This window comes from uncultured Maribacter sp. (assembly GCF_963977385.1).
Classification (GTDB): Bacteria; Bacteroidota; Bacteroidia; order Flavobacteriales; family Flavobacteriaceae; genus Maribacter.
Genome location: NZ_CAXBOU010000020.1, coordinates 24,997 through 41,217, shown reverse-complemented (window position 1 = coordinate 41,217; position 16,221 = coordinate 24,997). Strand labels below are relative to the sequence as shown.

The window sequence follows — 16,221 nt, the reverse complement described above, 5'->3', positions numbered from 1 at the left end:
AACTAAAAGAGTTACTTATAAATTTAATTGTGATATTCCTTTATTAACACCCTAAGTATTTTTATAAAACTGAATGATACGATGCTTTTGTAAAGCATTTTGGTTAAATACATTAGGACATGATAACTCAACATATTTCAAATACAGTTTCCGAATCGATCATTAATACCATCGGAAATACACCTTTGGTCAAGCTGAACAATACAATCTCCAAAAGAAATTTTAATCTTTTTGGTAAGCTAGAAGCTGCAAACCCTGGCGGCAGTATTAAGGATAGAACTTCGTTATTTATTTTACAACAAGCATTAGCAAATGGTAGAATTAAAGAAGGTGATACCGTAATTGAATCTAGCTCTGGTAATATGGCGGTCGGCTTAGCACAGGCTTGTTTACATTTTGGCCTTAAGTTAATAGTTGTGGTAGATCCAAAACTAAATTTACATACCGAAAAAATTCTAAAGACCTATGGTGTTCGCATTGAAAAGGTAACGAAACCCAAAGAACAAGGTGGATTTTTGGCAACGCGGCTAGAACGTGTTCAAAACTTGTTAGATGGCATTCCAAATAGTTTTTGGTCTAATCAATATGGAAATTTAGATAATCCATTAACGCACCATAAGACCATGACAGAAATTATGGATTCTTTACATGGTAAATTAGATTACTTATTTGTGGCAACAAGCACTTGCGGTACGTTGATGGGTTGTGCCGATTATATTTATCAAAATAATCTTGACACAAAGATTATTGCTGTAGATGCTGTTGGGAGTGTTTTGTTTGGCGGGCCTCCTTTAAAAAGACTAATCCCCGGACATGGTGCAGGTGTACCTTCACAATTTTTAAATACTACAAAAATTCATGATTACATATATGTTGACGATGTAGACTGCGCGAGAGGGTGTTGGTCGCTTTTAGAAAATGAGTCCATTTTATGTGGAGGTTCTTCTGGGGGAATGATAAGTGCCGTTAGAAAGTATAGTAAAAAAATTGAAGATGGAAGTAATTGTGCACTGTTCTTATGTGATCGTGGAGAACGATATTTAGATACCATCTATAGCATTGAATGGTTATTGAAAGAGCTTCCTGAATGCAAAAATGTTTTTACACCATTAGGCGGATGGTAGATTTAGATTTGAAAATGGATGATTATCTCACATATAAAATTGCTATAGTTGGCTTCGGGCCTAAAGGATTTTATGGTTTAGAGCGGCTATTGGCGAATTTAAATTTGGCTTCAATAAATAAACCCATTGAAATTCATATTTTCAATACCACCCATTTTTTTGGTGCAGGTGATGTTTATAGAAATGACCAGCCCCAATGTCTAATAATGAATTACGCTAATAGTAATATTAATGTATGGCCATCAGAAAGCCCTAATCCTATTTTGAGCAATACACCAGATTTTGTTACCTGGTTAAAAAATGAGGGATTTTCAAATTTAGGGTTACATGATTATGCCCCTAGAGCAATGGTTGGTGATTATCTAATGTTCTGCTTTCAAACCTTGATAAATAAAATGCCAACTAATGTAAGAGTTATGACTCATGTAGGTACTGTAAAGGATGTCAATAGCTTAAATGGGGATTATAACCTTGTGTGGAGCGATAGAAGGAGTAAAAAAAAATCAAGTATTATATGTCAGAAAGTGCTCTTCACGACGGGTCATACATCATTTAAACCGCTGTCTATAGAAAAAATATCGAACGAGAATAAAGTACAATTTATATATCCAACAAATGAAAGACTCAAGCATTTAGCGTCAAATTCATCAGTTGCTATTAAAGGGTTTGGCCTTACAGCAATTGATGCGATTTTAGCACTGACGGAAGCTAGGGGAGGTGTTTTTAAGGAGGATAGAAATGGCTTTATGTCTTATGAACCTTCGGGTAGAGAACCGAGAAAAATTTATGTTTTTTCTCGAACAGGAATACCTATGATGCCAAGAAATGGATTGCCAAATTCCAATTATAAACTCCGATATTTTACAGATGAAGTAATCGAAAATCTTCAACACGAGGCTCCAATAGATTTTAATTCAATCTTACTACCATTAATTAAAAAGGAATTTTATTTTGCCTTTTACCGCATTTTATTCCAAAAGTACGGTCATGATCTTTTGTTCGATGTCAATTTTGATTTAATTGAACATCAGGTTAGATTATTTCACCAGAATTATCCAAATGCTGAGGTTTTTAGCTGGGGTACTATTGTGAATCCCTTTGAAAACAAAGAAACCCTATCAACTGAAATCCTAAAGGAATATTTTGAGTTTCTAATAAATGAAGCTCAATTAGGAGAGGAGGTAAGTCCGTTTATGGCTGCAGTTTCTACATGGCGTAAAATTAATCCCATCTTCAATAAATTATATAGTTACGGAGGCTTGGATGCTGATTCTCACAGGGAATTCGATAACTATTATTTCGGACTTTTTAATAGATTGGCATACGGTCCTCCTATAAATAATATGAAGAAATTATTAGGGCTTCTTGAAGCGGAGTTATTGGATTTTACGTTTGCAAAATCTGCATATATAATTGAAGATGAGCATAATGAAAAATTGCGATTACTAATTAATAAGGGATCTCAAAAAGTCTCGATTGACTATTATGTCAATGCAACTATACCAAGAGCAAGAGAGGGTGGTTTTGAAAATGAATTATATCAAAATTTAAAACAAAACGGACTCATTAAGCAATTTGAGAATAAAGGGAATTCTAGCTATAAACCAGGTTGCTTAGCCATAAATGAAAATGGCAATCCAATTGATATAAATGGGGAGGCAAATACTGATTTCACATTTTATGGCACACCAACCGAAGGTATCACTTTCGATAATGACACCTTATCAAGATCTAGAAATGACTTTGCGTCTGCATGGGCGAAAATAATTTGTGAGGAAATAATTGAAAGAGAAAATAGAAAAGAGATATATGAAAGACAAAAGCACATATTATAAAGGAAACCAAGAGGAAGGACTTACACCTATAACTTCAAAATGGATGCACGAACTATTTGAAAAACAAGATGTTATAAGGGGTTTAGTGGAAAGATATGGTTCTCCTATAAATATTCATCATTTACCATCTTTTAATGATAATTGTAATAATTATAAACAGTTATTTGATTCATATAATTTAAAGTATAGCATATTTTATGCTCGTAAGGCGAACAAATCTAAAGGTCTGGTAAAGCAGGCATTTGCCTCTGGTATTGGTGTAGATACCGCAAGTTTTAAGGAACTAGAGCAATCATTATCATTGGGTGGTACTAGTGAGAATCTGGTGCTTACATCTGCAATTAAAACAGAGGAGCAGATAGTATTGGCAATAAACAACGGTATAACTATAGTTATAGATAATGAAGATGAATGTATTTTAACACAAGCAGTTGCGAATAAGGTTGGTAAAAAGGCCAATGTAGGTTTTCGCTTAAGCGGTTTCGAAGTAGATGAAGAAAAGTTATATAGTCGGTTCGGTTTTGATGTTGATGAGGTGGTTCATTTTATTGGGTCTTATATAGGCGAAAACAAAATCTTTAATAAGTTAAACCTGATTGGGTTGCATTTTCACTTAGATGGTTACTCTACATACCAAAGAAGTGTCAGTTTAATAGCTAGTATACAAATTGGCATGCGCCTTAAGCAAAGAGGATTTCCAATATCCTTTATTGATATTGGTGGCGGAATTTTAATGAATTATTTAGAAGATGAAAATGAATGGCAAACTTTTGACGAGAAACTTAAAACAGCTGTTTTAGAACAAAACAATGATATTACTTTTAATAATAACGGATTAGGGTACACGCTTGAAGATGGTAAATTGAAAGGTAAATTGAATACCTACCCATTTTTTAATAAAATCAATAAAGATACTTTTCTGCGCGAGATTTTAGATTTTGTTGATTATGATAGTGGGTCATCAGTTGCTAGTCTTTTACGCAAAAACGAAATTGAACTTCGAATAGAACCTGGGCGATCTTTATTAGATCAAGTAGGAGTAACGATTGCTAGGGTCGTTCATAGAAAAAAAGATGCCAAAGGACAATGGTTAATTGGTTTAGAAATGAATATGAGTCAAATGATGAGCTCAAGTGCAGATTATCTTTTAGACCCTTATATGATGTATTCTTCAGAAATAAATAAACCAGAACCTATAGATGTTTATTTCACAGGTGCATATTGTTTGGAACGTGATGTTCTTTTGAAACGTAAAATTAGATTACCAAAATTACCGGCAATAGGGGAGTATGTTGCTTTTGTAAATACGGCAGGTTATATGATGCACTTTTTTGAAACGGAAGCACATCTTTTCGAGCTTTCAACGAACCTTATGTTTACAGGTTCAAATGAAAAATTATCGTTCTTTCAATTTATAGATGATACTAAAATCGTTCTTGATTAGCTACATACATTAGGAATTGAATCAATAACAAAGCGTTTTAAGACAATCCAATTTTTGCTAATTAGGTAAATTGAATTAAAACAAAATATTATGAAAATACAAGCATATTTAGCCTTCAACGGTAATTGCCAAGAGGCATTAAATTTTTACGCAAATCTATTTAACGCTGAAATTAAGAACAGACAAACTTATGAGGACAAGAACATAGATGTGCCATCATCTTTTCGCCAAAAATTACAGCATGCTGAATTAAAAGGAAAAGGGGTTCATTTTATGGCATACGATGCATCACCAGATACACCTTTAAATAATGGAAATCAGATTAATATGAGTGTTGATATTAATGATTTGGATGAAGGTAAGCAACTGTTCAAAAACTTATCAAGTGGAGGACAAATACATCATGAATTCAGGGAACGAGAGTGGGGCCATTTTGGGAGATGTACAGACCGTTTCGGTATTGGATGGATGGTAAATGTTGACAAATAAAAAGATAACTATGGTTATTATATATGAGTACGATGGTGTTACTGCTAGTCAAAGATTAGAGAGTTTCACAGAAGAAAAGTTAAGTAAGCTTCATCATAAATTTGATGATATTATTAGGGCAGATGTATTCTTGAAACAAGAAAACACTTCTTCTGAAGAAACGGGTATGATTTGTAACATACGGCTTAGTTTACCAGGGCCAAGAATATTTGCTGAGGCAAGTAATCAAAATTTTGAAGAATCGGTTGTTGAATCTGTTAAAGAATTGGAACGACAATTGAAGAAACGCAAAGACAAAATGAAAACCTATTAAAAAGTTAGGATAAAAAAAGCCCTTGCAATATGCAAGGGCTTTTAAATTTGATAGATTATTTTATTTATAATCTTCTAAAATTTCAGTGGTTTCTAAATCGTTGTGTAATTTCTCACGCTGTGCTCTAATAATTTCTTTCAATCTCGGTGGCATCATCGTTTCGGTTAAAGCTTTGTCATAATCTTCAATAGCAGATTTATCACCTCTTACGGCTTCCTCTAACATTGCCTCATCATTATCACCTGCAAAAAATGCTTTAACATCCATCCATGTTCTGTGTACGGCGCCAGCAGTACTTCCATCTATTGCAACACTTCCTAAATCTAAATCGGGCACAGCAGCTCTGATTTCTCTTAAAAACTGCATTCGTTCAATCACTTTATTTTCAAAGTAAGTTTTAATGCCTACTTGTTCAGAATTTTTTGATGCTTTTTCAAAACCTTTTATAGCATCCTCATTCTTGTTAACTAAATCCTTTAATCTGTTTTCAATTTTCTCTATGTCCTTATTCATAATATTAAATTTTATGTAAACTAATATGCTTTCTGTTTAACTATAACTCTTCCTCTAAGTTACTTGTATTTAGGAATAATTGTTAACTATAATAATAAATACTTTTGCTGTATTCATATTATTTTGATGTGATTAATTGTCTTGATTTTTTATCTAAATTTTCGCTTATATTTTTTACGGATTGAGTTAAACATAGCTGTTGTTTCGTAGTATTTTAGTGTAAATACTTAAACAATAAGATTATGGGATTATCACCACTATTTGGAGTAGCGAAGATGCTAGTACGCAGTAGAAAATTAAAAATGGCAGCGGTAGGTTTACAGCTTGCCTATTTGGGATACATGTATATTTCTGATAAAAGAAAAAATAAACAGGTAATGAAATAAGTAATATATTTTTATAACCAATTGATATTTAGAGATATATAAAGATTTTTCGATAGGTTAGTTTACATATTATTACAAAACCTATGAATTTTTATTAAGAACGGAACGAATTAGTTAGTAGAACTTTGTGGTCTTAACCCCAAAATCTAGTAACATGAACAATTCATTAAAATGCAGCCTTTTGTTTGCTTGTATGGCGACCATGGGCTATGGCCAAGATTTGGCCTTCAATCAGTCCTCTACAAATTTTCAAGAGAGGAAAATTACAGAAGTAACAAAACGAGCAGACAATTACAAGAAGTTGAAATCTCTTGGTTATGCCGATAAAGAAATTTTCGAAGACTTAGGTAATGCCAACTTTCTAACTAAGAAGTATGAAAATGCATTGTATTGGTATGGTAAACTAATGGAAATTTCAGAAGATGGATCTTTATCTAAGAGTTATCAAAAGAGATTTGACCATGCCGTCACTAAACTAGGTAAGCAAGTTCAAAACGAAATCGCAGATGAGAATTGGACAGAGTTGGTGAAAGATGACTACAAAATGACACAAACTGTCATTCCATCTCGTTTAACATCTAATAACAGAAACAAATTTTTACCGTGGGACGACCAAGGTAGTAAAGAAGAATTTGCATCAAATAGCGCGAATCCATCTAAAACTACTGGTGAATATTCTCCACCAGTGGCACTAACAAACAATGGTAACACTGCGTATTTCAGCAAAACTACATACCGTAAGCCTGCAACCGGTATTTTTTCTAAAAAGCAAGAAGTATATAAAATTTATAAGGCAGATAAAGTTGCCGGAGAATGGAAGAAAATTACCGAGGTTGCGATTTGTCCGGGAGATTATTCTGCAAAGCATCCGGCAGTTTCCCCAGATGGTAGTCGTTTATTCTTCGCATCTAATATGCCAGGTACTTATGGTGAATACGATATATATGTAGCTACGATTCAGAAAAATGGCGGCTTAGGTCAAGCTAAAAACTTGGGTAGTAAGGTAAATACAGCTAAGAATGATGTACATCCAAACCCTATTTCAAATGGTACGCTTGTTTTTGCCTCAGAAGGTAGAGAAGGTTTTGGCGGCCTAGATGTATTTATGGTAGAAGTAGGGCAGAGAAAAGTTGGCCTTGCCGTAAATATGGGAAACTCAATAAATAGTTCATTTGATGAATATTCTGTAAACCTTTTACAAGGTAATGGTTCTGGGTATGTGGTGTCAAATAGAATAGCAAAAGGTAAGAGCGTGCAGAATGTAGCTTTTAATTTGAACGATAAACCTATTAATGAGAAAGATAGAGATGACCGCTTTTTAGAAGCATTTAATACTGAAAGACAGACACAGTATTCTAGTTCTGTTTTTGACGATGAATAACCACCCATTATTCATTTCCCCCAATTAATTTGACAAACATATCACTAATCATAAAATTCAATCGTTATGGAAAGTCCGTTAAAAATCAATAGTTTAATTATTGCATTACTTTTATTGGCCCTTGTCCAAACAGCCAATGGCCAAGAAACCAACACAAATTTAGGATCAAGTAGTACTTATCACAATCAATTATTCTTCAATCGTTTTTTCATCAATCCTACTTTTTCATTGGTGCGCGAAAACAAATCTTATTTGAACATTTTGCATAGAAATCAATATGCAACATTTGATGATAACAGTCAAAATTATTTTCTAGGGTTCAGTAATAAGATAAATGATCATACAGCTGTTGGTATAGGAGTTTATAGCCAATGGTCTGGTGTAGTGCAAGAATTTGGTTTTAATGCCAATTACGCTTCGTCAGTACGTTTAGGAGAAAAATCAATATTAACTTTCGGTACAAATATTACATATTTTAATCAGGGATTAGATAAAAATAGAATTGTCGTTAGTGAAGATGACCCTGAACTTGCAAATGCTAGAAAAGAAAGTAAAATAGCAATACAACCAGGAATTAATCTGTCATTAGGAAAATTTGATTTTGGTTTTTATGCAGAAGACCTTCTTAAGTATAATCAAACAACTAATGAGTTTTTAACCGATTTATCTACCAAAAGTGTTAAGGCATCTGTGCAGTATACTCACTCGTTTGAACATTCTAGAGGTCTTTTTGAAGATGCACGATTAATGCCAATGGCACAAGTAGGTCAAAACTTAGATGGTAGCTTATACTATTTTGGGTCTTTGTTATTGGACTTACCAAATTACGGATGGCTTCAAACTACAGTAGATGAAGAATATGGAGTAGCGGCAGGAATAGGTTTTAACCTAAGTGAGAAAATGTCTCTTGGTTATTTAATGGAAAAAGATTTATCTAGTACGGATGCCAACCTTGGTTGGAATCATGAAATAACTTTAGCATATAAATTTAAAGATGATGATCTAAATATAACAGTAGCAGATAATTCATCTGATAATCAAATAGATAATATTGTTCGTAATTACGAAGAGCAAATCGCGCACTTGATAGACGAACGTGATAGTGCAAGAAAATCGAACCAAAAAAGAAAACACACAGATGTATCTGATAATAACTTGGCTTACGAGAACAAAATTATATTAGACGAATTAATTCTTCGTCAAGATTCTATAGAAGGTGAAAGGATTGCAGCTTTTGAAGAACGTTTCGAGCTAATTGTTAGAATGTTACGTAACGATATAGATACCACTATTAAAAGTTCATTACAAGATTTTAGTGTAGAGGAAAATACATCATATGCGTCTAATGGCGATAATGATATGGACTTTGTAACAGAACCTGCAGATGCGTTCGCAACAGCAAAAGTAGCATCAACATCATCAAGAAGAGCAAATTTCAAAGAGTTGCCGGTTAAAATGCTGGTAGATTCTGATGTAATAGATATGAATTCTGGTTACTATGTAATTGCAAATGTTTACAGTCAAACTAAATACATGAATGCTTTCATGACTGAACTTAGAGAAAAAGGGTTAGATCCAAAACAGTTTTACAATAAGGAGAACGGTCTATACTATGTGTATTTAGCAGATTATGATTATAAAAATGATGCTCAAATGGCTGCAAGTACAGATTTAAACGGAAAATACAATCAAGAAAAGTGGATTATGCAGGTTAACGAAACAACGGCAACAGCATCAAATACTTTTGAGGATGATGATATAAGTAGAGAATAAGGGTGAGATTGAGCCATTATTTTCTACGATTTTATGGTTGATTTGAATTGTCAATAAAGGAGGGGGCGTTATCCGGGGGGATGACTGGGTTCCCTCCTTTTTTTTTATTATAAAATAGTGGTAGTTGTCGGTTAAACATTTGGTTTACAATCGATGAACTACCTTTTTTATTAGTAAAAAGCTGTATTTGAACGAAAATTCTTATGTTTTCGTCGACTATATTATATTAATATATATATTTCTCGAACCAAATTTATTGTAAATCAATGTTTAACCCCAAATCCCCCCACAATTATGACAAAATTTTACCTACTAATTTTTTGTATTAATCACCATCTCTTTTTCAATGAGATTTCCAATTTCTTAGCAAAAAGAATTTTCCTTATTCCAAAATTTAGCGATCGTTTCGGTAGTCTAAATTTAAATCATTAGCGACCAACGCTAATTGATTTAAATAAATTAGACTGAACATGGGCGAGGAATAATCTAAGAACAAAGATTGTTCTACGAGGTATACTCATTTGGTATACTTTAATGAACTTATAGTTAAATCTATAGGCTCATAAGTACTGCCTATGTTTAGTTTTTCAAGAACTTTTAGGTTCTTGATATTACTCAAAACTAACCCTAGGTATTCTTCTGTTCTTAGAAGGGTATCGCTAACATTTTGAAATTATGAAAAATTCTAGCATTCGAATTATTGTATTAGAGCAAGATAAATCATTACATACTGTTTATAAAAATCATTTTGAAGAAATAGAGGATTATGAATTAGTTGGCAGTTATACTTCTGCTAAAGAAGCCTTAAAAGATTTTAGTTTTACAAAACCGCAAATTGTTTTATCTGAAATCGATTTAAACGGTACTAATGGTATCGATGCCATTAAACTATTCAGGAAAAAAGAATGGGGTATTAAAATAATAATGTTTAGTGAAATCAATGATTTCGACGTTATTAAAAATGCTTTCAAAAAAGGTGCAAATGGCTATTTGACAAAACCGTTAACCTTAGATAAATTAGAGCATGCATTACGTAGTATGGAAAAGGAAGGTGCTGCGATGAGTAATGATATCGTAAAAAAAATCATTCATAATTTTCATAAGAAAACGTTTGCATTTTTCTCTGAAAGAGAGAACCAGATTGTAGATTTCTTGTGTCAAGGAGCTACCTATAAAATGATTGCACAAAAGCTTTTTGTAACCCCCAGTGCAGTTAATTTTCATATTCAAAATATCTACTTAAAGTTAGATGTGAACTCCAAATCTGAGGCGCTTTCTAAGCTCGAACAATTACAAAATCAACTAGAAGAGTATTAAATTAAACAATATTCAATGTTGGTTTTAGTGGTATTACGAAAACCTTTTCGAAAATTATAGAGTAACAATATTTAGTATAAATAGTTGATATTAAGTTCTTTGTGTTAATTTTAAATAAAATATTTTTTTTCATTATGTTGTATTTACTATAAATTTTCGTTGAGGTAATATGGAATTGGACGCATAGTAGTTATTTTTGGTTTAACTTAATACTGCTATAAATCAATTCACACTATTTATGTACCATTTAGGATTAGATATAGGAAGCTCATCTATAAAAATTGCTCTGGTAAATGCTGTAACCGGAAAGAGTATCGGAGTGATTACTGAGCCCGAGACAGAAATGTCAATGGAGGCTGTAAAGAATGGCTGGGCAGAACAAAGTCCAGAAGATTGGTGGCGTTACGTATGTAGCGGTATCAAAAAATTGAGCTTACAATATAATATAGATATAACCGATATTTCGGGTATAGGTATTTCATATCAGATGCACGGTTTAGTGTTAATTGATAAAGAGGGAAATGCCTTAAGAAAATCTATCATTTGGTGCGATAGTAGAGCAGTTGCTATTGGTCAAAAAGCTTACGATGAAATAGGTGCTGAACGCTGCGATACTCATTTATTGAATTCGCCGGCGAACTTCACAGCATCTAAATTAAAATGGGTAAAAGAAAATGAACCCGATATCTACGCCCAGATTTATAAAATGATGCTACCGGGCGATTATATCGCTTATAAATTGTCAGGAATAGTAAATACAACTGTATCCGGACTTTCAGAAGGTATTTTATGGGATTTTAAGAAAGATGAAATCGCAGATATTTTATTGGAACATTACGGCTTGGAAAAAGCAATGATTCCAGATATCGTCGATACCTTTTCGGTACAATCAAACGTAAATGAAAAAGGAGCTGGGGAGAGTGGTCTTAAAATTGGCACGCCTATTCTATATAGAGCTGGAGATCAACCAAATAATGCACTGACCTTAAATGTTTTTAAACCTGGTGAAGTAGCTGCCACTGGTGGTACATCTGGTGTTGTATACGCTGTAACCGATAATCTTTCAGTTAAGGAAAGTTCACGTGTAAATAACTTCGCACATGTAAATTATACTCCGGGTAAACCTACAAGAATCGGTAAATTATTGTGTATAAATGGAGCTGGTATTCAATACAGATGGTTGTTGAATAACCTTGATGTTGATTCGTACGATGAAATGAATACATTGGCGAATGATGTGCCTATAGGTTCAGATGGTATCGCCTTAATACCTTTTGGTAATGGTGCAGAGCGCATGCTTAAGAATAAGGAGGTTGGCACGCGTATCGTTAACCTTAACTTGAATAATCATGGTAAAGGCCATTTGTGCAGAGCTGCATTAGAAGGCATTGCTTTTTCATTTGTTTATGGTATGGAAATCATGGAATCTGATGGAATAAAAGTTAATGTAATGAGAGCAGGTAACGACAATCTTTTTCGTTCAGAAATTTTCTCAACTACTGTTGCTACGTTAATTGGCTACGATATAGAAATCTACAATACCACAGGTGCAATTGGTGCAGCTAGAGCAGCAAATTTGCATAAAGGTGATTTTGAAGCTTTTGGTAAAGCGATATTAGAAAATGATTATGTAATGACGTTTAGTCCTAAAGTAGATAAGGAAGTATATCAAGAAGCCTATACTACTTGGAAAAATGAATTGGAATTAATTTTAAACAAATAATAAAATCAACATAATGGCAAACAAGGAATATTTTAAGGGGATAGATAAAATTAAATTTGAAGGGAAGGAATCTGACAATCCAATGGCCTTTAAATATTATAATCCCGATCAGGTTGTGGCAGGTAAAACCATGAGAGATCATTTTAAATTTTCAACAGCATACTGGCATACCTTCTGTGGGCAAGGTTCAGACCCATTTGGTCCTGGTACCCAAAATTTTGAGTGGGATAAATCTTCTGATGCCATACAAGCAGCTAAAGATAAGGCAGATGCGGCTTTTGAATTTTTTGATAAAATAGGATTTGATTATTTCTGTTTCCATGATTTTGATTTAATTCAAGAGGGGTCAACTTTTGCAGAATCTGAAAAAAGACTGTCTACGATTACCGATTATATAAAGGAGAAGCAAAAGGAAACAGGTAAGAAATTACTTTGGGGTACAGCCAACTGTTTTTCGAACCCTAGATATATGAATGGTGCGGCAACCAATCCTGATTTTAATGTAATGGCAAGAGCAGGTGGTCAAATTAAATTGGCTTTAGATGCAACTATCGCTTTAGGTGGTGAGAATTACGTATTCTGGGGAGGTAGAGAAGGTTATATGTCTCTTTTAAATACTGATTTAGGTCGCGAGGTAGATCACTTGGGTCAATTTTTAACGATGGCAAGAGATTATGCTCGTAGCCAAGGATTTAAAGGAAATTTCTTTATCGAGCCAAAACCAATGGAGCCAATGAAGCATCAGTACGATTTTGATTGTGCTACTGCTATCGGTTTCCTTAAGGAGTATGGTTTAGAGAATGATTTTAAAATGAATATAGAGGTGAATCATGCTACGTTGGCACAGCACACTTTTCAACATGAAATAGCTGTTGCAGCGAAAGCTGGTATGCTTGGTAGTATGGACGCTAACAGAGGTGATTACCAAAATGGATGGGATACTGATCAGTTCCCGAACAACATTCAAGAAACAACAGAAGCTATGTTAGTATTCTTGGCAGCTGGCGGATTGCAAGGTGGCGGTGTCAATTTTGATGCAAAAATCAGAAGAAATAGTACAGACTTAGATGATGTATTCCATGCACATATAGGTGGTGCAGATACCTTTGCGAGAGCATTGATTACTGCAGATAAAATCATTTCATCATCAGCTTATAACAAGTTACGTGAAAAGAGATATAGCTCTTTCGACGCTGGTAAAGGGAAAGATTTTGAAAATGGTAAATTAGATTTGAAAGATCTATACACTATCGCAAAAGAGAATGGTGAATTAGAATTACAGAGTGGTAAACAAGAGATGTTCGAGAATATCATTAATCAATACATATAATTGATTAAGCTCTAACTGTATCAGTAAAATACGTTAGTAGTTTTATCATCCAAAATAATATAGTAATCTGTCCCTTGGTTTTCCATTAGGGACAGTTTGCTTTAGTATGAATACAAGGTGGAAGCAGCGTGTAAAATGAGTTCCATTTAAGAATGAAATATGAAAAAAGTAACTTTAAAAGATATTGCTGGGCATTTTAATGTTTCTATTTCTACTGTTTCAAAAGCTGTAAATGATAGTCATGAAATAAGTGCTGAATTAAAACTGAAGATTCAAGAATACGCGAAAGAAAAGCACTATAAACCCAACAGATTAGCACTGAATTTACTGAATAGAAGTACCAATACTATTGGGGTTGTTGTGCCTAATATCTTAAATTACTTCTTTGTTCAGGTTTTATATGGTATTGAAAAAGTTGCCAATGAGAATGGATATAATATAATTAGTTGTATTAGTAATGAATCTAGTGCAAAGGAAAGTAAGACCTTAGAATTTTTTGATTCGGGAACCGTCGACGGACTTATAATTTCTTTAGCGGAAGAAACCCAGAATGAGAATAAACATGAAGCTTTATCGGATATTATAAATAATGATATACCGGTAGTGCTATTTGACCGCGTTACAGATGCGCTAGAGTGCGACAAAGTTGTTGTTGATGATTTTGAAGCAGGTTATAAAACTACGAAACACTTAATTAATATTGGCTGTAATAATATTGCGGTTGTAAACCCTACAGGCAGTTCAAGTGTAGGTAAGTTGAGGCTTTTAGGATATAAAAAGGCACTTGAGGAATTTGATATACCTTATGATCCTAAGTTGATAATGAACCTTACATCAAAGGACGATTTAGATATGTTGATGTCCTTTTTACTTAACTATAAAACAATAGAAGGTATAATTGGTTTAGATGAGATTACGGCTGTAAAAGTGTTAGAAGTGGTAAAAGCTAGAGGGTATAATGTGCCCAACGATATATCTATTATAGGGTTCACCAACGGGCAATTATCAAAATATGTGACACCATCATTAACCATGGTTAGTCAGCATGGCAAATATATTGGCGAACTTACCGCTAAATTACTGATAAATAGAATTAAAACACCAGGTCTGCCTTATGAGACCAAAACTGTAAAAACCAGTCTTTTGGTTAGAGATTCTACTAAAAAGCTACAATAATTTATACGGTGTCAGGATGTGGATGCTCCCATTCGCCTCTATAATCTCTTTGTAATAATGTAGTTGCTTCAGGGTCGTTTAATACCGTTCTACTCTTTGGGTCATAAATTAATGGTCTTTTTAAATCCATTGAAAGGTTAGCTAATATGCAACTAGCTGTTGAAATGTGTCCCTCTTCAATATCAGCAATAGGCTTAGTATTGTTTTTAATGGCGTTTAAAAAATCTATCATATGCCCACGTGTTGCAGGTGCTGCATGTAACTCTATATCTTTTTCGGTTAAATCTTCAGGGTATTTTTCACGTTCATAAAGAACATCGAAACGGGTAATTTCTCCACCATCAATTGGAATAAATTCTGCCTTCATTACATCTCCTTTTAAAACGCCTTTAGAACCATAAATTTTAAACGACCAAGGGTAATCTGGGTCGGCTGGGTTACCCCAAGTTCTATGCTGCCAATTACAGTTAAGGTCATCATATTCAAATACTGCCGATTGTGTATCGGATATATTCGATTTTCCATCCTTCTGAACAAAAATTCCACCTTCAGAGCTTATGCGTTTTGGCCATCCTAGATCTAGCATCCACCGAACAGTATCGAGCATATGAACACACATATCTCCGGTTATTCCGTTTCCGTATTCCCGAAAAGTTCGCCACCATCTTCGGTGTGGAATACCATCGTAAGGTCTCATTGGTGCCGGGCCAGTCCACATTTCATAATCAAAGTAATCGGGTACTGCTTGTAGCGGAGGGTTGTCATTTGCACGCATGTGATAATAACAAGCCATATCAACATGACCAATAGTACCTAACAATCCCGTATCTATGATTTGTTTTTTTACATCAATTAAATGTGGTGTGCTTTTTCTTTGGGTACCAACTTGTACCGTTCTATTGTACTTTCGGCCTGCAGCAACCATGGCTTCTCCTTCAATGATATCGACACTAATAGGCTTTTGTACATATACATGAGCGCCAGATTTTAGGGCTTCGATACAAGTTAAAGCATGCCAATGATCAGGTGTGCCGATTAGAACAATATCCAAGTCATCACTTTTTAGCATAGTTCTGTAATCAGAATAAAGTTTAGGTTTCTTCCCATTTTTTTGACGTTGAGAAACGAGTAGTGCAGTTTCGTTTAGAAAATTCGAATCTACATCACAAAGAGAAACAACTTCAACATTAGCTACCTGAATTAACCGCATTAAATCACTAGTACCATACCAGCCAGTACCTATAAGTCCTACTTTTTTGGGCTTTTCATCTTTAAAGAATTCAAAACCATATGAGTTTAAAGAAGTTAGCAATAGTGAAGCCGATGCAGCTTTAATAAAATTCCGTCTTTTTATAGGATCTTTGAACTTTGACATGGTGGTGTTTTTTGGTTACTTATGAAATTGATAATAAGAAGA

The 16,221-nt window shown here is 33.9% G+C and carries 14 protein-coding genes; 12 read left to right on the top strand and 2 right to left on the bottom strand.

All coding sequences use genetic code 11. The features are described from left to right. Positions 1-119: 119 nt before the first annotated feature. From sbnA to raiA, 5 genes are all read left to right on the top strand, one after another. Entirely contained in the window at positions 120-1,124 is a 1,005-nt protein-coding gene (gene sbnA / locus AAC084_RS18095) for a 2,3-diaminopropionate biosynthesis protein SbnA (protein ID WP_339841660.1), read from the top strand. Beyond that, positions 1,118-2,959, top strand: coding sequence for an FAD/NAD(P)-binding protein (locus AAC084_RS18090; protein ID WP_339841659.1), 1,842 nt, complete (start codon positions 1,118-1,120; stop codon positions 2,957-2,959). The genes sbnA and AAC084_RS18090 overlap by 7 nt, the downstream gene beginning before the upstream one ends. Continuing rightward, the gene (locus tag AAC084_RS18085; RefSeq protein WP_339841657.1) at positions 2,934-4,403 is read left to right on the top strand and encodes a Y4yA family PLP-dependent enzyme; all 1,470 of its coding nucleotides are present in this window, start codon (positions 2,934-2,936) and stop codon (positions 4,401-4,403) included. The genes AAC084_RS18090 and AAC084_RS18085 overlap by 26 nt, the downstream gene beginning before the upstream one ends. Before the next feature lie 90 nt (positions 4,404-4,493). Continuing rightward, positions 4,494-4,892, top strand: coding sequence for a VOC family protein (locus tag AAC084_RS18080; protein ID WP_339841656.1), 399 nt, complete (start codon positions 4,494-4,496; stop codon positions 4,890-4,892). A 10-nt stretch (positions 4,893-4,902) separates the two neighbouring features. Next, entirely contained in the window at positions 4,903-5,205 is a 303-nt protein-coding gene (raiA, locus tag AAC084_RS18075; RefSeq protein ID WP_339841655.1) for a ribosome-associated translation inhibitor RaiA, read from the top strand. A 60-nt stretch (positions 5,206-5,265) separates the two neighbouring features. Here raiA and AAC084_RS18070 read toward each other — a convergent pair whose 3' ends face one another. After that, entirely contained in the window at positions 5,266-5,718 is a 453-nt protein-coding gene (locus AAC084_RS18070; protein ID WP_339841654.1) for a PA2169 family four-helix-bundle protein, read from the bottom strand. 242 nt (positions 5,719-5,960) lie between these two features. Between AAC084_RS18070 and AAC084_RS18065 the strand changes: the two genes are divergently transcribed. The 7 genes from AAC084_RS18065 (at position 5,961) to AAC084_RS18035 (ending at position 14,804) form a co-directional block, all read left to right on the top strand. Next, positions 5,961-6,104 (top strand): hypothetical protein, encoded by a 144-nt coding sequence (locus AAC084_RS18065; protein ID WP_339841653.1) that lies wholly within the window; start codon positions 5,961-5,963, stop codon positions 6,102-6,104. A 154-nt stretch (positions 6,105-6,258) separates the two neighbouring features. Further along, positions 6,259-7,485, top strand: coding sequence for a cell envelope biogenesis protein OmpA (locus AAC084_RS18060; RefSeq protein WP_339841652.1), 1,227 nt, complete (start codon positions 6,259-6,261; stop codon positions 7,483-7,485). 66 nt (positions 7,486-7,551) lie between these two features. Then, positions 7,552-9,258: a type IX secretion system membrane protein PorP/SprF gene (locus AAC084_RS18055; protein WP_339841651.1), complete on the top strand. Its 1,707-nt coding sequence runs from the start codon at positions 7,552-7,554 to the stop codon at positions 9,256-9,258. A 675-nt stretch (positions 9,259-9,933) separates the two neighbouring features. Then, positions 9,934-10,575 carry a response regulator transcription factor gene (locus AAC084_RS18050; protein ID WP_339841650.1) on the top strand — a complete coding sequence of 214 codons (642 nt, stop codon included), beginning with the start codon at positions 9,934-9,936 and terminating at the stop codon, positions 10,573-10,575. A gap of 238 nt (positions 10,576-10,813) precedes the next feature. After that, a complete protein-coding gene (locus AAC084_RS18045; RefSeq protein ID WP_339841649.1) occupies positions 10,814-12,298 on the top strand; it encodes an FGGY family carbohydrate kinase in 1,485 nt (494 codons plus the stop codon). A gap of 4 nt (positions 12,299-12,302) precedes the next feature. Further along, positions 12,303-13,628 (top strand): xylose isomerase, encoded by a 1,326-nt coding sequence (xylA, locus tag AAC084_RS18040; RefSeq protein ID WP_339841713.1) that lies wholly within the window; start codon positions 12,303-12,305, stop codon positions 13,626-13,628. A gap of 159 nt (positions 13,629-13,787) precedes the next feature. Then, positions 13,788-14,804 carry a LacI family DNA-binding transcriptional regulator gene (locus AAC084_RS18035; RefSeq protein ID WP_339841648.1) on the top strand — a complete coding sequence of 339 codons (1,017 nt, stop codon included), beginning with the start codon at positions 13,788-13,790 and terminating at the stop codon, positions 14,802-14,804. Between the two features lies 1 nt (position 14,805). Here the strand turns inward: AAC084_RS18035 and AAC084_RS18030 are convergent, their stop codons facing one another. Beyond that, positions 14,806-16,179, bottom strand: a complete 1,374-nt coding sequence (locus AAC084_RS18030; RefSeq protein ID WP_339841647.1) for a Gfo/Idh/MocA family oxidoreductase — start codon at positions 16,177-16,179, stop codon at positions 14,806-14,808. Between the last annotated feature and the right edge of the window lie 42 nt (positions 16,180-16,221).